The organism is Microbacterium testaceum StLB037, from assembly GCF_008763945.1.
GTDB classification, from domain to species: Bacteria; Actinomycetota; Actinomycetes; order Actinomycetales; family Microbacteriaceae; genus Microbacterium; species Microbacterium testaceum_G.
In genome coordinates, this window is record NZ_VTQH01000003.1 from 631,986 (window position 1) to 648,118 (window position 16,133).

Sequence of the window (16,133 nt, forward strand, 5' to 3'; positions counted from 1 at the left end):
CAACGGCGGGGCTCTTCCCGCCGCGCCGCGTGATGTCGCCAGTCGTGCCGCGTGTCGGCGTCGAAGTCCGCCGTCGTGCTCGGATCCCGCGTCGGGTGGCGGCATCCGGTCCGGTGTGCACAACGGCGGGGCTTTTCGCGACGCGCCGCGTTGTTGCGTCTGTCGTGCCGCGTGTCGGCGTCGGAGTCCGTCGTTGTGCTCGGCCCCCCGGGGGCGGGGCGCGCAGGGCGGCGCCGGAGCGCGACCGCGTTCTCAGCGCGCGCCAACCATCGCCGGGGTGAATTCCTGCCGTGTTCACCCCGCGTTCCCGAAACATGCCGGTAACATTTCGATCTGACCGGGAGCATCACGCCGGTGTCGCGGCCGTACCCGACGGCCCGGAAGGAACGAGATGCGCTACGCCGAGTACCCCCGTGCCGAGAGGGTGCTGCTGCACCTGAGTGACACCCACCTGCGCGCCGGCGGTGCGCCGCTGTACGACAGCGTCGACTCCGAGGCGTACCTCGCCCGGGCCGTCGAGGCGATCGAGGCCTCCGGCATCCGCCCCCACGCCCTCGTCTTCACGGGCGACCTGGCCGACTTCGGTGAGGCCGACGCCTACGAGCGCGTGCGGGGAATGGTCGAGCCCCTCGCCGCACGCCTCGACACCCGCGTCATCTGGGTGATGGGCAATCACGACGACCGCGCGGCGTTCCGGGCCGAGCTCCTGCCCGGCGACACCGCGGCCGCGACGGCTCCGGTCGACCGGGTCGACGAGATCGACGGGCTGCGCATCGTGACCCTCGACACCTCGGTGCCCGGGGCTCACCACGGCGAGGTGACCCCCGAGCAGCTGGAGTGGCTCGCCGAGGTCCTGGCGACCCCCGCCCCGCTCGGCACGATCCTCGCCATGCACCACCCGCCGGTGCCGAGCGTGCTCGATCTCGCCGCCTCGGTCGAGCTCCGCGACCAGCGCCGTCTCGCGACGGTGCTGCGGGGGAGCGACGTGCGCGCGATCCTCGCGGGTCACCTGCACTACTCCACGTTCGCGACTTTCGCGGGAATCCCGGTGTCCGTGGCATCCGCCACCTGCTACACGCAGGACCTCATGGTGCCCGTGGGCGGAACCCGCCCGCAGGACGCGGCCCAGGGCTTCAACACCGTCCACGTCTACGACGACACGGTGGTGCACTCTGTCGTTCCGCTCGCGGCGACCCAGGCCCTGCAGTATGTGGATGCCGCGGAGTCGCAGCGCCGGTTGCACGACGCCGGCATCGTGGTGCCGGCGTCGCGGGCGTTCAGCGGACCGGTGTCGCCGCCGACGACGCCGCTGCCGATCCTTCGCTGACCGAGGTCTTCTCCCACGGCGCGGCGACCGGGAAGTAGCGCTCGAGGCACGCCCGGAGCGCCGGGACGCGGACCTCTTCGGGGATCTCGGGCACGCTGCCGTCGTTCAGGCAGAACATGTCGGTGTCGCGGCGCGAGACGAGACGCTCCATCGTGCGCAACGAGTCGAGCTGCGTGGTCTGCACGTAGCGCGTGCGCGGCTCGGTGGTGATGACCGCGCGACCGGTGGCGAGCGCGTAGTAGTGGTACAGGCTGTTGGTCACCGAGATGTCGGTCGCCGCGCGGAAGCGACTCGCGGCGGTCCGGGCGTAGTCCTCGGCGAACTCCCGCTCGAGCTCGAACGCGATCGAGCGGCGCAGCGGCGTCGCGCAGTGCTCGAGGTCGAGGGTGGTGACGCGGCCGAAGCGCTCTTTGAGCAGGGCGCGGTTCACGCGCAGGCCGTTGTCGTGGCCCGAGCGCTCGAGGTGCGCCGGGCCGCTGCCGATGCGCACGCCGCTCTCGACGAATCGGCTCACGCCCCCGCCGCTGAAGAACAGCTCGGGGGTGACGGGACGACCGAAGAACATGTCGTCGTTGCTGTAGAGGAAGTGCTCGGCGAGGCCGGGGATGCGGTGCAGCTGCGCCTCGACGGCGTGGGAGTTGTGCGTGGGCAGCACCGAGGGGTCGGCGAAGAACTCCTCGCTGCGCACGATCGTGACCTTCGGGTGGTCGGCGAGCCACTCGGGGGTGGGGGAGTCGGTCGCGATGAAGATGCGGCGCACCCACGGCGCGTACATGTGCACGCTGCGCAGCGCGTAGCGCAGCTCGTCGACCTGACGGTAGCGCGCGGCGTTGTCGTCGCCGTCGCCCACGACGTAGCCCTTCATGCGGGCGGCGCGCTGACGCTGGAACTCGCTGGACGAGCCGTCGACCCACGAGAAGACCATGTCGACGGCGTCGGTGAACTCGTTGGGGTGCGGGTCGAACATGCCCGACACGGTCGTCCAGCGCCGCCCGTACCGCTCCACCTCGACGAGGTCGAGGTCGGCCGCCGCGAACGTCCGGCGGGTGAGGGCGCTCGGACGCGGGGCCTCGATGGTCGTGTCGCCGAAGCGCCAGAGCTCCAGGCGCGGGGCGAGAGAGGCGCCGTAGCGGTACGAGCCCTCGGTCGAGGTGCGCGGGCGGAAGACCGCGTAGGCCTGGACCGAGCCGGGGGCCGGGTCGACGCTGTGGGCGGGGACGGGGTCCTCGCCGCGGGCCTTGAGGTAGATCGGGCCGAGCTCGGGATCGCGCAGCGCCGCGACGGCGGTGGCGGCGTCGGCGGTGTCGACGACGAGCTTGGGGCGGCGGTTCGCGTCGCGCACGAGCATGACCTTCACACCCGCGGCCTCGATCGCCGAGGCGACCGTGAGCAGGTCGTCCTGCTCCGCCATCGCGGGGGTCGAGGAGTCGTCGACGACGTGCAGGATGCCGTCGTGCATGCGGATATCGGACCGGGACAGCAGGGCGCGCCAGGGGTCGGTGTCGATCGACAGGGGGACCATCGGGCGCATTCTGCCTCCTCGGGGGTAGGTGCATGGATCCGGTCACCGTACGGTTCCGGGGTTACGAAGACGTTTCGGCCTCGACGCCGAACGACGGGGAGCGGAGCACTACTGTCGAAGAGTGACTCAGATCGCTCGCTCCGGCCCGGACCTCCCCGTACCGCCTTGCGAGCGACGGCGGGGAGCAGGCCGACGTTCCAGTCTCCCACACCGTGAGAGCACCCGTCGCGCGGATCGGTGGCGGCAGCGATGAGCGTGCACACTCCGGCATCCGTCCGCGTCCGAGCCCCCGGCAAGATCAACGTCTTCCTCGAGGTCGGCGACGTCCAGGACGACGGCTATCACGAGCTCGCGACGGCGTTCCAGGCCGTGTCGCTGTACGAGGAGATGGTGGCGACCCCCGCCGACGAGGTCACCATCGAGGTGTCGGCGCGAGGGCCGGTCGAGATCGACGGCGTCCCCACCGATGACCGGAACCTCGCCGTGCGCGCCGCGAAGCTGCTGGCGCAGACCGCCGGCATCGACAGCGGCGCCCACCTCTCCATCCGCAAGGCCGTGCCGGTGGCCGGCGGCATGGGCGGGGGATCGGCCGACGCGGCCGCCGCCCTCGTCGCCTGTGATGCCCTGTGGGGTCTCGGGATGCCGACGAGCGAGCTCGCCCGTCTCGCCGCGCGCCTCGGTGCGGACGTGCCCTTCTCCCTGCTCGGCGGCACGGCGGTCGGAACCGGCCGCGGCGACCAGCTGAGCCCGGCGCTCGCCCGCGGACGATTCGACTGGGTGCTCGTGCCCAACGAGATCGGCATGTCCACTCCGGTGGTCTACGGCGAGCTCGACGCGCACCGCCGGCGCCACGCGGTCGACATCGGACCGGCTCCCCGGGTGCCCGCCGTCGATCGCGACGTGCTCCACGCCCTGCGCCAGGGCGACGCCGGCATGCTCGCCGCGAGCCTGCGCAACGATCTGCAGGCCCCCGCCCTGCACCTGCGCCCCGATCTCGCCCGCGTTCTCGAGCGCGGCGAGAGCTCCGGCGCGTTGGCGGGAATCGTCTCGGGCTCGGGCCCGACGCTCGCGTTCCTCGCCGCCGACGAATCGTCCGCGATCGACCTGCAGGTCACCCTCAGCGCTGCCGGTCTCGTCGCCCTCCACGTGCACGGGCCCGTCCCCGGCGCGCGGGTGGTCTGACCGCGCCGCACCTTAGCCGAGGTCGTCACACGGAGCAATCTGCGCTTTTCGTGCCGATCACCTGGTTAGCCTCGTTCGAGGTGGTCAGCCACCGCTGGGTGCTGTGCCCGCGGGGCGCCACGAAGGGGGTCCCCATGAAGGCAGTGCTCGACGGCGTCGTGATCGCCGAAGCCGACCGCGACGACCTGGCCTCGATCGAGGGGAACTGGTACTTCCCGCCGCAGTCCGTCCGCGAGGGTGCTCTGCACGAGAGCCCTACGCCGTACACCTGCCCGTGGAAGGGTGCGGCCCAGTACTGGAACGTCTCGCTCGACGGTGCCGAGCTGGCCGACGGTGCGTGGTCGTACCCCGACCTGTACCCCGGTGCGGTGGAGCGGGTCGGCAAGGACTTCGCGGGCTACGTCGCCTTCGACCGGAAGGTCGTGGTCTCCGACTGAGGTCGGGGGAGCACATGATCGAGTTCTCGGCCGTCTCCAAGGTCTTCCCCGACGGCACGCGCGCCGTCGACGACTTCCACCTCGTCATCCCCTCCCGCAAGACGACCGTCTTCGTCGGATCGTCCGGTTGCGGCAAGACGACGCTGCTGCGCATGATCAACCGCATGGTCGAGCCCTCGTCGGGCACCATCCAGATCGACGGCGCCGACATCGGCGGCAAGCCCGCCGTGCAGTTGCGCCGCAGCATCGGCTACGTCATGCAGAACTCGGGTCTGCTGCCGCACTTCTCGGTGGCCGACAACATCGCGACGGTGCCGGTCCTGCAGGGGCAGAACCGCAAGACCGCGCGCACTCGCGCGCTCGAGCTCATGCGCACCGTGGGTCTGGACGAGGCGATGGCCGACCGCTACCCCAGCCAGCTCTCCGGCGGTCAGCAGCAGCGTGTGGGCGTCGCCCGCGGTCTCGCCGCCGACCCCAACATCCTCCTGATGGACGAGCCCTTCGGCGCCGTCGACCCGATCGTGCGCGACGAGCTGCAGCAGGAGCTCCTGCGCCTGCAGAGCGAGATCGGCAAGACCATCGTCTTCGTCACGCACGACATCGACGAGGCGTTCCTGCTCGGAGACCAGGTCGTCATCCTCGAGAAGGGCGCGAAGATCGCCCAGGTAGGCACGCCCAGCGAGATCGTCGAGAACCCGGCGAGCGACTTCGTCGCGAGCTTCATCGGCGCGGTCAAGGGCAAGCGCGCGCTGCACCTGAAGCAGACGGCGACCGGCACGGTCGTGGTCGACGCCGAGGGACGCACGCAGGGCGCCCTCGTGGAGGACTCCCACCCGTGAACTGGGTCGGTAACAACCTCGACCTGATCGGGCAGCTGACGCTGGTGCACCTGCGCCAGAGCATCATCGCGCTGATCGCGGGCTTCGTGCTGAGCGTCCCGCTCGGCTGGGTCGCGTGGCGCTATCGCCTGGTGCGCAGCGGCGTCATCACCATCACGGGCCTGCTCTACACGATCCCCTCCCTGGCGCTGCTGATCCTCGTGCCCGTCGTCACGGGCTGGTACAGCATCGTGAGTGAGACGAACCTCATCGTCGCCCTCGCCATCTACGCCGTCGCGATCCTCGTGCGAGCGGTCGCCGACGGTCTCGATTCGGTGGATGCCGGGGTGCGCCAGGCCTCCACGGCGATCGGCTACGGCTCGTTCCGTCGCTTCTGGGCGGTGGAGTTCCCGCTCGCAGGACCCGTGGTGCTCGCGGGGCTGCGTGTCGCCTCGGCCAGCACGATCGCTCTGGCCACGGTCGGCATCCTCGTCGGCATCCAGAACATCGGCTACCTGTTCACGAACGGCCTGCAGCGGCGCATCATCCCCGAGGTCTTCGCGGGGGTCGTCGCCGTCGTGGTGCTCGCGCTGGTCATCGATCTGCTGCTCGTGATCGCGGGCCGCCTGCTCATGCCGTGGACGCGTGCCACCCGCGCCGTCTCGCGTCAGGCCAACCGAACGCTGGTGAAGGCATGAACCTCGTCGGCGACGCGATCGCCTGGATCTTCTCGGGCGACCCCGGCCAGTTCGACTCCATCCCGGTCGCGGTCGGCGTCCAGCTGCTCTACACCCTCATCGCTGTCCTCATCGCGGGAGCGATCGCGATCCCCCTCGGGTGGTACATCGGTCACACCGGCAAGGGGCGCGAGACGGCGGTGGCGATCTCGGGAGCCGCCCGCGCCATCCCATCGTTCGGTCTGCTGATCCTGCTGACCCTGCTCCTGGGCGTCCTGCACAAGCCCGAGGCGGCGATCATCTCCTTCGTGGTGCTGGCCATCCCCTCGCTGTTGGCCGGCGCCTACACCGGGTTCGAGGCCATCGACCGTCGCGTGATCGACGCCGGCCGATCGATGGGCATGACCGAGTCGCAGATTCTCTGGCGCATCGAGGTTCCGCTGGGCCTGCCGCTGCTCGTCGGCGGCATCCGCGCCGCCACCCTGCAGGTGCTCGCCACGGTCACCATCGCGGCGTACATCGGCCTCGGCGGCCTCGGGCAGTACATCATCGCCGCGATTCCGCTGCGCCGCTTCGACATCCTCATCGGCGGCGCGATCCTCGTCGCCGTGCTCGCACTCGTCATCGACGGGCTCTTCGCCCTGCTCCAGCACCTGGTCGTGCCCCGTGGCATCCGCGCCGCCGGTTCCGCCCAGCCGCAGCGGCGCTCGGCTCGCCAGCGTCGTGCCGAGGCCCTCGCCGTGGGAGCGCCGACCGCGCCCCCCGCGACCCCCTGACCCACCCGATTCCCGAATCACCAGAAAAGAGAGCACCCATGTTCACAGCACGAACCAAGAAGGGCCTCGGCCTGTTCGCCGGCCTCGCGGTCGCCTCGCTCGCCTTCGCCGGTTGCAGCGGCGGCTCCAGCGACCCGCTGAGCAACGGCGGCGGCGGTGCCAGCGCCGCGGGCGACACCATCGTGGTCGGCTCGCAGGCCTACTACTCGAACGAGATCATCGCCGAGATCTACGCGCAGGCGCTCGAGGGCGCCGGCAAGACCGTCCAGCGTCAGTTCCAGATCGGTCAGCGCGACGCGTACATCCCGCTGCTCGAGGACGGCACCGTCTCGGTGTTCCCCGAGTACACCGGCAACCTGCTGCAGTTCTTCGAGAAGGACACCACGGCGCGCACGTCGGACGACGTGTACGCGGCTCTGCCCGCCGCCCTCCCCGAGGGCCTCGAGGTCCTCGACCAGTCGCAGGCCACCGACCAGGACTCGTACACCGTCACGAAGGCCTTCGCCGACGCCAACGGCCTCACCTCGATCGCCGACCTCGCGAAGGTCACCTCGGGACTGACCCTCGGTGGCAACGCCGAGCTCGCCGAGCGTCCCTACGGGCCCACCGGCCTCCAGTCGACCTATGGCGTGACCGTTCAGTTCTCGCCCACCGGCGAGACCACGGTCGACGACCTCGTCGCCGGCACGATCCAGGTCGCTAACGTCTACACCGCCGACCCCCGCATCAAGACCGACAACCTGGTCACGCTGAGCGACCCCAAGGGCCTGTTCCTGGCGTCGAACGTCGTGCCGGTGGTCAACTCGAAGATCGCGTCCGAGGTCTCGGACACGCTCAACAAGGTCAGCGCCGCCCTCACCGAGGACGCGCTGGTTGCGATGAACGTCGAGTCGACGGTCGACCAGAAGTCGTCCGCCGACATCGCCAAGGAATGGCTGTCGGCCAACGGCTTCTAAGTCGTCGCCTCACGCGGGGTCGTCCGGTTCGCCGGGCGGCCCCGCCGTCGTCTCCGCCCGCGAGACGGCGTGTCGATGTCGGGCCGCGCCGGTGTCGTCAGCGACACGCTGTCTCGGCGCGGAGGGCTCCTGTCCCGTCGGTCGAAGACCTCGATTCGGGATGCCGGCACCCCGGCGCGCTCGCACACCCCGGGCACCGCGTAGCCTGGGACGGATATGGCACACCTGCTCGGGGGCGAAGCCCTGCACCTGGAATACCCGACCAAGGTCGTCTTCGACTCCGTCTCGCTGGGCGTGAACGAGGGCGATCGCATCGGCATCGTCGGCCGCAACGGCGACGGCAAGTCGAGTCTGCTCGGCATGCTCGCCGGCATCCGCGAACCCGACGGCGGGCGCGTCACGGTGCGCGGCGGCGTCACGGTGGGCGTGCTCGACCAGCAGGACACCCTCGACGACGACGACACGATCGGCCACGCGGTGGTCGGCGACCGCCCCGAGCACGAGTGGGCGGGAGACGCCCGCACGCGCGACGTGATCGCGGGTCTGCTCGGCGACCTGCCGTGGGACGCCCGTCTCGGCGACCTCTCGGGAGGTCAGCGTCGCCGGGTCGCGCTGGCGAAGCTGCTCTCGGGCGACTGGGACGTGCTGTTCCTCGACGAGCCCACCAACCACCTCGACGTCGAGGCCATCACCTGGCTCGCGGGGCACCTCAAGAAGCGCTTGGCTCCCTCCGCGGGCGGCCTGCTCGTGGTCACGCACGACCGGTGGTTCCTCGACGAGATCTGCACCGCGACCTGGGAGGTGCACGACCGGATCGTCGAGCCCTTCGAGGGCGGCTACGCGGCGTACATCCTGCAGCGCGTGGAGCGCGACCGTCAGGCGGCATCCATCGAACAGCGTCGTCAGAACCTCGCCCGCAAAGAGCTCGCGTGGCTGCGCCGAGGGGCTCCGGCCCGCACGTCGAAGCCGAAGTTCCGCATCGATGCGGCGAACGAGCTCATCGCCGACGTCCCCGAGATCCGCGACAAGGTCGCCCTGCAGTCCCTCGCGGTCGCGCGTCTGGGCAAGGACGTCGTCGACCTGCTCGACGCCGGTGTGACCTTCGGCGACAAGACGGTGCTCAAGGACGTCGAGTGGCGCATCGCGCCGGGGGAGCGCACCGGCATCCTGGGGGTGAACGGCGCGGGCAAGTCGACCCTTCTGAACCTCGTCACCGGCTCGCTCGAGCCCACCAGCGGACGCGTCAAGCGCGGCAAGACCGTCAAGGTCGCCACCCTCACCCAGCGCCTCGACGAACTAGACCAGCACCTGAACGACCCGGTGCGCACGGTCATCGCGGGGCTGCGCACGACCTACGCGTTCGGCACCGGCTCCAAGTCGCAGGAGCTCACCCCGGGCCAGCTGCTCGAGCGCCTCGGCTTCTCGAGCGCGCAGCTCTCCACCCCGGTGAAGGATCTCTCGGGTGGGCAGAAGCGCCGCCTGCAGCTGCTGCTCGTCATCCTCGACCAGCCGAACGTGCTCATCCTCGACGAGCCCACCAACGACCTCGACACCGACATGCTCGCGGCCATGGAAGACCTGCTCGACTCGTGGTCGGGCACCCTCATCGTCGTCTCGCACGACCGGTACTTCCTCGAGCGCGTCACCGACCAGCAGTACGCGATCCTCGACGCCACGCTCCGCCACCTCCCCGGCGGCGTCGACGAGTACCTGCGTCTTCGAGCGATCCAGGATGCCGAGCCCTCGCGGCCTGCGACGACGGGCGGCGCCGGCGCGGCTCCGGGTCTGCAGGGCGCCGAGCTGCGCGCCGCGCAGAAGGAGGCCTCGGCGACCGAGCGGCGTATCGAGAAGCTGCAGCAGCAGATCGATAAGGCCAAGGCCGCGCTCGCCGACCACGACCAGTCGGACTACGAGGGCCTCGGCAAGGAGATGCAGCGTATCTCGGGCCTCGAGGGCGAGCGCGACGAGCTCGAGCTGACCTGGTTCGAGCTCACCGAGGCCATCGGCTGAATCCCGCCCGCGACGAACGGCCCGCCCCACAAGGGACGGGCCGTTCGCGCGATCGGGTCAGCGCACCGACACGAAGATCGGGTTCGTGTAGAGCCAGGTGTCGAGCCACGGGTTGCCCTGGCCCGCCGCGTGCGGCTGCGGTGCCCGGGGGTCGACCTCGGCGCCGCGAGGGCCGGTGCCGTTGACCTTGCCGTCCGACCCACGCACGCGCACGTAGCCGTCGACGTCGGCGGTGCCCACCGGGATGACGATGCGGAACGCCGAGCCGCTGCGATCGCTGACGTCGCGCAGCTCGACGACGCGCGTGCGCGGAGCCGTCATCGTGTCGCGGTCGCTCACCGGGCCGGTGATCTCGCCGCGGATGACGTCGAGGTGGGCCAGACGGGGCAGGATGCCGGCGGAGTTGCGCTGCGCGGTCGGTTCGACGTCGATCACGATCTCGAGCTTCGTCCCCGCGGGAACGCGAAGCGTCCCGCCGAGCGTGGCGGCGTTGGCGGTGTCGTCGACGGCGCGGAGGGTGACCGCGAGCCCGGCGACGAGGTGCCCGTGGTCGACCCACATGCGTCCCGCGCGGACCGCGTCGAGGACGGCGGTGTGCGAGCGGTCGACGGCTCCGACATGGGTGCGGCTGAACTCGCCCGGCCAGAGGTCGCTGCCGCCCTGCGGCGACGCCGTCGAGACCGGGTCGGGGCGGCGCCCGGCGCGGTTGAAGTTCGCCAGGGTCGCGCCGTTGTCCCAGCCGGACCCGGTGGGGAAGTCGCCCACGCGCGTGTTGTCGAAGTTCTTCAGGTGCAGGTCGCTGTTCGTCGTGATCCACCAGCGACGGCCCTCGCTCAGCAGGGCGTCCCACATGCCGCCGACGACGGCGGTCATCCAGTCGAAGCCGCCGTGCGCGCGGTACGCCTCGGCGGGGAACCCGGGGAAGGAGTAGTCGCTGCGGGAGTTCTCGTACTCTCCGCGCTGCGAGCGGTCGGTGGTGTTGGCCGCCAGGCCCGAGGCCTGAGCGCCGGGCGCCCCCTCGAAACCGACGAAGACGTCGGGGTCGGCGTCCTGCCACGCGCGCAGTTCGCCGGGGGAGTCGATGCCGAGGCGACTCGGGTGGTTGGCGAGCACCAGCACGTCGTCGATCACGCCCGCCCTGCGCTGCGCGCCGAGCCACGAGATGCCGTCGACCGCGTGCTGCAGCCAGTCGGAAGCGTCGCTGGTGTTCGGCCGTGGCTTCTCCCATTTGTTCAGCTTGCCGTCGTAGTCGAGCTCGAAACGGCGCAGCACCTCGGTCACCCGCGGGCCGGGTGCCACGAGCACGGTGCCGTGCTCGGCGGCCGGGATGTACCACTCGAGCCCCTGGAACACGAGCAGGTCGGGGCGGGCCGTGCGCGCCGCCTCGATCTCGCGCGCCGCGTTGAAGACGCCGCCGACGTTCGCGTGACCGACGTTGCTGTGTTCGGTGAAGGCGATGGCATCCACTCCGAAGCGCTGCGCCTGGTCGAGGATCGTCGTCATCGCGTACTTCGCGTCGTGCGAGTACACCGAGTGCACGTGGTGGTCGAAGACGAGCCAGCGCAGGGCCGTCGGATCGGTGACGGCAGCGGCGGCGGTCGTCGCGGCGGTCGCGCTCGAGGCGGCGGCGGGCCCGAAGGACGAAGCCGCGGAGGCGGTCGTGACGGCGGCGGCCGCCGCGGCGAGGAACGTGCGGCGCGAGAAGCCGGAGGAGGAGGGAGAGGGCATCGCAGACTTTCGTGAGAGGGGTCGCCGGGAACGTAGGGTCCGCGGATGAATGGCGGGTGGCCGAGGGGTGATGTTGACGTCACCATCCGTTCACCGCGCAGACCCGACGGTGGGGCACAGTCCGTTCGTCCTCACCACCCGATCGAGAGCTGCCATGTCGTCGACGCCCGTGCCCACCCGCTTGATCCCCCTCGCCGCCGCGATCCTCGTCGCGGGCCTCGTTCCGTTCGGCGCCTCGGCCGCGTCCGCGGCGAGTCCGCTCGTCGTGAGGGATGCCGGCGGCGCGGCCGTGTACTCCGGTGACGCCGCCGCATACCCGTCGTTCTCCACCGCGACCTTCGCCGACGGGTGCCCCGCGGGGACGCGGGACGGCGCGCGCCTGACGGTGACGACCGGCGGGAGTACCGTCGTGGTGTCGGCGACCGTCCCCGTCGGCGGGGGAGCGGCGGTGAGCGTCCCCATGGGGTCGTCGTTCGCCGCGGTCGTCCCCTCCGGCGCCACCGCGGCCACGCTGACGCTCGAGTGCCTCGCGCTCTCGGCGGGCGTCCCCTCCGCGATCGCGCCGGCGGCCACCCTGGCCGTGACCCTCGACGCCTCGGGATGGTCGGTTCCGGGCCGGCCGAGCCCCTCGCCGACGACCGCCCCGACGACCACCGCTCCGACGACCTCGGCGCCGTCGCCGAGCGCCTCGGTCTCGATCGACCCGGGAACCTCGGCGTCGGCGGCCCCGAGCGTCTCGGCCTCGAGCACCCCGGCCCCCGGCGCGGCGAGCGCGTCGAACCTGGCGATCACGGGGGCGCAGGTGGCGGGGGTCGCCGGGATCGGTGCCGTGCTGGCCGTGGCCGCCGGACTCGTGCTGCGCGCCCGTGCGCGCCGCCGCGCCGCCGCTCAGGACTGATCGCGTGCGCCGACGCGGGGTCGCCGCGCGCGAGGCGGCCCCGGCGGGGTCAGTGGACGGCGTACTCCAGGGCGATGATGAAGATGCCCAGGCACGCGGTGGCGAAGGCGCCGAGCAGGCGGACGACGATCCGAGCCTTGCGCCGGGCGTACGCGCCGTACCCGAGGAGGGCGAGCACCGCGAAGGTCGCCCACATGCACGCCTCGTAGGCGTCGCTCACCGACACGCCGGTGACTCCGGCCCACACCAGCACGAGGATCGACGGGACCGAGGCGTAGAGCATGCCCGCACCGTGCCGCATCCCCTCACGGGTGGCGTGCCGCAGGCCGTGGGTGGCGTGCTCGGTGAGGGTGTGGGCGAAGACGTGCGCGATGAAGAACACCACCAGTGACAGCGACGAACTCGCCAGCACCTCCCACGCGTCTTCGGTGTGGTCGTCGGCGATCGAGACGAACGCGGCGAACACGATGAGGCCGTAGATCGCTGCGGGGGAGCGGAAGCGCACGCCGAACCAGGCCCGTACGCGGGCCCAGCGCGACAGCGGCGCCACCGGCGCGCTCACGCGTCGAACCCCAGGCTGAGCTTGCGCAGCAGCATGGCGAGACGGTCGCGGTCGCCGCGCGAGAGTTCGTCGAGCAGCAGGGCCTCGGCGTCGACGAGGCGCGTGATCGCGGCATCCACTCGTACTCGTCCGTCCTCGGTCAGGGTCACCAGGATGCTGCGCCCATCGCCCGGATCCGCTTCGCGGCGCACGAATCGACGGGCGACGAGCCGATCGATGCGGTTGGTCATGGTGCCGCTCGAGACCAGGGTCTGCTGCAGCAGCTGCTTGGGGCTCAGCTGGTACGGCTCGCCCGCGCGGCGCAGGGCCGAGAGCACGTCCCACTCCCACGACTCGATGTCGCTGCGGCGGAACGCCTCTTTGCGCGCGATGTCGAGGTGACGCGAGAGGCGGGCGACACGCGAGAGCACCTCGAGGGGGGAGAAATCGAGGTCGGGGCGCTGTCGCATCCACGCATCGACGATGCGGTCGACTTCGTCGCTGTCCCGGGTCACGGTCTCATTATGTCGAGTGTCCGCGCCCACGTCGTGCGACCCGGGCGGAACGCGCGGCGTCCGCGTCTGGCAGACTTGACCGGTGCCCCCGGGCACGGTCCGCCGTGGTGTAACGGCAGCACGACAGCCTTTGGAGCTGTTAGGTCTAGGTTCGAATCCTGGCGGCGGAGCATGACATCACCGACCGAGTTGGCCGTCGTCGTCCTCGCTGCGGGTCAGGGAACGCGCATGCGATCCCGTACTCCCAAGGTGCTACACCCGGTCGGCGGTCGCCCGCTCGTCGGTCACGTGCTCGACACCGCGGCATCCCTCGATCCCGCTCGCATCGTCGTGGTCGTGCGGCACGAGCGCGAGCTCGTCGCCGAGACCGTGTCGGAGCTCGCGCCCGGGGTCGTCATCGTCGACCAGGACGAGGTGCCCGGCACCGGCCGCGCGGTCGAGGCCGCGCTCGAGGCGCTCGAGGGCTTCGAGGGCGACGTCCTCGTCCTCAGCGCCGACGTGCCGCTGCTCGAGACGGGAACCCTGACCGAGCTGCTGGCCACGCACCGCACGGGCGGCACCGCCGTCACGCTCCTGAGCGCGCGGGTCGACCAGCCCTTCGGCTACGGCCGGATCCTCCGCGACGAGGCCGACGGCGTGCGCCGCATCGTCGAGCAGAAAGACGCCACGGCCGACGAAGCCGCGGTGACCGAGATCAACGTGGGCGTCTACGTCTTCCAGGCGGCACCGTTGCGCGCTCAGCTCGCCCAGGTGGGCACCGCCAACGCGCAGGGCGAGAAGTACCTGACCGACGTGGTCGGGCTGCTCGTCGACGCGCAGCTGGGGGTCGCGGCATCCGTCACCGCCGATGCGTCCGCCGCCCTCGGGGTGAACGACCGCGTCCAGCTGTCGGAGGCGGGGCGCACCCTGAATGCGCGCACGGTGCGCCGCTGGCAGCTGGAGGGCGTCACCGTCGTCGACCCGGCCACGACCTGGATCGACGTGACGGCCACCCTCGCCCCCGACGTCACGATCCTCCCCAACACGCACGTGCGGGGAGCGACCGTCATCGCCTCGGGCGCGACCGTGGGCCCCGACACGAGCCTGGTCGACTGCGAGGTGGGCGCGAACGCCACGGTCACCCGCACCGACGGAACGCTCGCGGTCGTCGAGGCCGGAGCCACGGTCGGCCCGTTCGCGTACCTCCGCGCCAACGCCCGCGTCGGCGTGAACGGCAAGGTCGGCACCTTCGTCGAGGTCAAGAACTCCTCGATCGGCGAGGGCAGCAAGGTTCCGCACCTGTCGTACATCGGCGACACCGAGATCGGGCGCGGCGTCAACCTCGGCGCCGGCGCCATCACCGCCAACTACGACGACCTCGCCAAGCACCGCACGGTCATCGGCGACGAGGTGCACAGCGGTTCGCACAACGTCTTCGTCGCGCCGGTTACCATTGGAGCGGGCGCCAAGACGGGCGCCGGCGCGGTGATCCGTAAGGACGTCCCGGCCGGTGCGCTGGCGCTCAGCGTGGCACCCCAGCGCAACGTCGAGGGGTGGGTCGAGAAGAACCGACCGGGCACCCGAGCGGCCGATGTGGCCGCGCGGGCTCGGGCTGAACAGGAAGCGGCCGATGGCTCGTAAGAAGAATCGTGTAGACCTCGACCGCGACAACGGCATCGCCCCCGGGCTCGTCGCCAAGACCAAGAAGCGGCTCGTCGTCGCCTCGGGTCGGTCGCACCCCGAGCTCGCAGCGCAGGTCGCTCAGCACCTGGGCACCGAGCTCGCGCCCACCGAGCACCGCACCTTCGCCTCCGGCGAGATCTACACCCGCTTCGAGGTGTCGATCCGAGGATGCGACGTGTTCGTCGTGCAGTCGTTCGGTCCTCCGGTCAACGAGTGGCTCATGGAACTGCTCATCATGCTCGACGCGCTCAAGCGCGCCTCGGCCAAGCGGATCACCGTGGTGGCGCCGTACTTCCCGTACTCGCGTCAAGACAAGAAGGGCCGCGGTCGCGAGCCCATCAGCGCGCGTCTCGTCGCCGACCTGCTCAAGACCGCCGGCGCCGACCGGATCATGAGCGTCGACCTGCATGCCGCGCAGATCCAGGGCTTCTTCGACGGCCCGGTCGACCACCTCTTCGCCAAGCCCGTGCTGCTCGAGCACTTCGAGCAGGGCCTGACCGGAGAAGACCGCGAGACCCTCACGGTCGTCTCTCCCGACATGGGGCGTGTGCGCGTCGCCGACACGTGGTCCGACAGCCTGGGCGCCCCTCTCGCCATCATCCACAAGCGTCGCGACCCGAAGGTCGCCAACCAGGTCTCGGTGCACGAGATCGTCGGTGATGTGAAGGGCCGCACGTGCCTCCTCGTCGACGATATGATCGACACCGGCGGAACGATCCAGAAGGCCGCGCAGGCCCTCAAGGCCTCGGGTGCCCGCAAGGTCATCGTCGCCGCGACCCACGCGATCTTCAGCGACCCCGCCACCGAGCGCCTGCAAGATCCCGCGATCGACCAGGTCGTGGTGACCGACACTGTTCCGCTGCCCGCCGAGCGCCGCTTCGAGCGGCTCACCGTCCTGCCGATCGCGCCGCTGCTGGCCCGTGCGATCAAAGAGGTCTTCGAGGACGGCTCGGTCACGAGCATGTTCGGCGGCGACGCGTAGGCGATCCCGCCCTCCGATCTCAGCCGTCTCCCGTCGCGGGAGGCGGCTGAGTCCGTCTGCGCGGGATGCCGCGAGCGGTCCCGCCCCGGACCGCTCCGCACA

Annotated in this window: 15 protein-coding genes and 1 tRNA gene; 12 read left to right on the top strand and 4 right to left on the bottom strand. The window is 71.1% G+C overall.

Translation table 11 applies throughout. The features are described from left to right. The first annotated feature begins 391 nt into the window (after positions 1-391). Positions 392-1,327, top strand: a complete 936-nt coding sequence (locus tag F9B98_RS15350) for a phosphodiesterase (protein WP_150958966.1) — start codon at positions 392-394, stop codon at positions 1,325-1,327. Here the strand turns inward: F9B98_RS15350 and F9B98_RS15355 are convergent. Next, positions 1,278-2,858, bottom strand: a complete 1,581-nt coding sequence (locus F9B98_RS15355; protein WP_150958968.1) for a stealth conserved region 3 domain-containing protein — start codon at positions 2,856-2,858, stop codon at positions 1,278-1,280. The two genes, F9B98_RS15350 and F9B98_RS15355, sit on opposite strands and share 50 nt — an antisense overlap. A gap of 240 nt (positions 2,859-3,098) precedes the next feature. On the opposite strand from F9B98_RS15355, the gene F9B98_RS15360 reads away from it, so the two are divergent. The 7 genes from F9B98_RS15360 to F9B98_RS15390 all read left to right on the top strand — a co-directional run bounded on the left by F9B98_RS15360 (position 3,099) and on the right by F9B98_RS15390 (position 9,705). Next, entirely contained in the window at positions 3,099-4,031 is a 933-nt protein-coding gene (locus F9B98_RS15360; protein WP_150958970.1) for a 4-(cytidine 5'-diphospho)-2-C-methyl-D-erythritol kinase, read from the top strand. A 134-nt stretch (positions 4,032-4,165) separates the two neighbouring features. Beyond that, entirely contained in the window at positions 4,166-4,468 is a 303-nt protein-coding gene (locus F9B98_RS15365; protein ID WP_150958972.1) for a DUF427 domain-containing protein, read from the top strand. A 14-nt stretch (positions 4,469-4,482) separates the two neighbouring features. Continuing rightward, positions 4,483-5,307, top strand: coding sequence for an ABC transporter ATP-binding protein (locus F9B98_RS15370; protein WP_150958974.1), 825 nt, complete (start codon positions 4,483-4,485; stop codon positions 5,305-5,307). Further along, entirely contained in the window at positions 5,304-5,984 is a 681-nt protein-coding gene (locus F9B98_RS15375) for an ABC transporter permease (RefSeq protein ID WP_150958976.1), read from the top strand. The genes F9B98_RS15370 and F9B98_RS15375 overlap by 4 nt, the downstream gene beginning before the upstream one ends. Beyond that, positions 5,981-6,739, top strand: coding sequence for an ABC transporter permease (locus F9B98_RS15380; protein WP_150958978.1), 759 nt, complete (start codon positions 5,981-5,983; stop codon positions 6,737-6,739). The genes F9B98_RS15375 and F9B98_RS15380 overlap by 4 nt, the downstream gene beginning before the upstream one ends. Positions 6,740-6,777: 38 nt before the next feature. Further along, complete coding sequence (locus F9B98_RS15385; protein WP_150958980.1) at positions 6,778-7,695, top strand: ABC transporter substrate-binding protein; 918 nt, start codon at positions 6,778-6,780, stop codon at positions 7,693-7,695. A gap of 216 nt (positions 7,696-7,911) precedes the next feature. Next, entirely contained in the window at positions 7,912-9,705 is a 1,794-nt protein-coding gene (locus F9B98_RS15390) for an ABC-F family ATP-binding cassette domain-containing protein (protein WP_150958982.1), read from the top strand. A 57-nt stretch (positions 9,706-9,762) separates the two neighbouring features. On the opposite strand, the gene F9B98_RS15395 is transcribed toward F9B98_RS15390, so the two are convergent. Further along, positions 9,763-11,433: a PHP domain-containing protein gene (locus tag F9B98_RS15395; RefSeq protein ID WP_150958984.1), complete on the bottom strand. Its 1,671-nt coding sequence runs from the start codon at positions 11,431-11,433 to the stop codon at positions 9,763-9,765. Positions 11,434-11,587: 154 nt separating this feature from the next. Between F9B98_RS15395 and F9B98_RS15400 the strand changes: the two genes are divergently transcribed. Continuing rightward, positions 11,588-12,331 (top strand): hypothetical protein, encoded by a 744-nt coding sequence (locus F9B98_RS15400; RefSeq protein WP_150958986.1) that lies wholly within the window; start codon positions 11,588-11,590, stop codon positions 12,329-12,331. Positions 12,332-12,380: 49 nt separating this feature from the next. Here the strand turns inward: F9B98_RS15400 and F9B98_RS15405 are convergent, their stop codons facing one another. Both F9B98_RS15405 and F9B98_RS15410 read right to left on the bottom strand, forming a co-directional pair. Next, positions 12,381-12,893: a hypothetical protein gene (locus tag F9B98_RS15405; RefSeq protein ID WP_150958988.1), complete on the bottom strand. Its 513-nt coding sequence runs from the start codon at positions 12,891-12,893 to the stop codon at positions 12,381-12,383. Next, positions 12,890-13,342, bottom strand: coding sequence for a MarR family transcriptional regulator (locus tag F9B98_RS15410; protein WP_191966894.1), 453 nt, complete (start codon positions 13,340-13,342; stop codon positions 12,890-12,892). The genes F9B98_RS15405 and F9B98_RS15410 overlap by 4 nt, the downstream gene beginning before the upstream one ends. A 143-nt stretch (positions 13,343-13,485) precedes the next feature. On the opposite strand from F9B98_RS15410, the gene F9B98_RS15415 reads away from it, so the two are divergent. The 3 genes from F9B98_RS15415 to F9B98_RS15425 all read left to right on the top strand — a co-directional run bounded on the left by F9B98_RS15415 (position 13,486) and on the right by F9B98_RS15425 (position 16,031). After that, positions 13,486-13,557: transfer RNA gene (locus F9B98_RS15415), tRNA-Gln, on the top strand. 1 nt (position 13,558) lies between these two features. Next, the gene (glmU, locus tag F9B98_RS15420; protein WP_150958992.1) at positions 13,559-15,007 is read left to right on the top strand and encodes a bifunctional UDP-N-acetylglucosamine diphosphorylase/glucosamine-1-phosphate N-acetyltransferase GlmU; all 1,449 of its coding nucleotides are present in this window, start codon (positions 13,559-13,561) and stop codon (positions 15,005-15,007) included. After that, a complete protein-coding gene (locus tag F9B98_RS15425; protein WP_150958994.1) occupies positions 14,997-16,031 on the top strand; it encodes a ribose-phosphate diphosphokinase in 1,035 nt (344 codons plus the stop codon). The genes glmU and F9B98_RS15425 overlap by 11 nt, the downstream gene beginning before the upstream one ends. Positions 16,032-16,133 lie beyond the last annotated feature (102 nt).

What these genes read in the sequence shown, in the direction of transcription:
- F9B98_RS15355 (WP_150958968.1), bottom strand. Translation starts at nt 2,858, where the DNA reads ATGCGCCCGATGGTCCCCCTGTCGATCGACACCGACCCCTGGCGCGCC.
- glmU (WP_150958992.1), top strand. Translation starts at nt 13,559, where the DNA reads ATGACATCACCGACCGAGTTGGCCGTCGTCGTCCTCGCTGCGGGTCAG.
- F9B98_RS15425 (WP_150958994.1), top strand. Translation starts at nt 14,997, where the DNA reads ATGGCTCGTAAGAAGAATCGTGTAGACCTCGACCGCGACAACGGCATC.
- F9B98_RS15365 (WP_150958972.1), top strand. Translation starts at nt 4,166, where the DNA reads ATGAAGGCAGTGCTCGACGGCGTCGTGATCGCCGAAGCCGACCGCGAC.
- F9B98_RS15390 (WP_150958982.1), top strand. Translation starts at nt 7,912, where the DNA reads ATGGCACACCTGCTCGGGGGCGAAGCCCTGCACCTGGAATACCCGACC.
- F9B98_RS15350 (WP_150958966.1), top strand. Translation starts at nt 392, where the DNA reads ATGCGCTACGCCGAGTACCCCCGTGCCGAGAGGGTGCTGCTGCACCTG.
- F9B98_RS15395 (WP_150958984.1), bottom strand. Translation starts at nt 11,433, where the DNA reads ATGCCCTCTCCCTCCTCCTCCGGCTTCTCGCGCCGCACGTTCCTCGCC.
- F9B98_RS15410 (WP_191966894.1), bottom strand. Translation starts at nt 13,342, where the DNA reads ATGCGACAGCGCCCCGACCTCGATTTCTCCCCCCTCGAGGTGCTCTCG.
- F9B98_RS15380 (WP_150958978.1), top strand. Translation starts at nt 5,981, where the DNA reads ATGAACCTCGTCGGCGACGCGATCGCCTGGATCTTCTCGGGCGACCCC.
- F9B98_RS15360 (WP_150958970.1), top strand. Translation starts at nt 3,099, where the DNA reads ATGAGCGTGCACACTCCGGCATCCGTCCGCGTCCGAGCCCCCGGCAAG.
- F9B98_RS15370 (WP_150958974.1), top strand. Translation starts at nt 4,483, where the DNA reads ATGATCGAGTTCTCGGCCGTCTCCAAGGTCTTCCCCGACGGCACGCGC.
- F9B98_RS15400 (WP_150958986.1), top strand. Translation starts at nt 11,588, where the DNA reads ATGTCGTCGACGCCCGTGCCCACCCGCTTGATCCCCCTCGCCGCCGCG.
- F9B98_RS15385 (WP_150958980.1), top strand. Translation starts at nt 6,778, where the DNA reads ATGTTCACAGCACGAACCAAGAAGGGCCTCGGCCTGTTCGCCGGCCTC.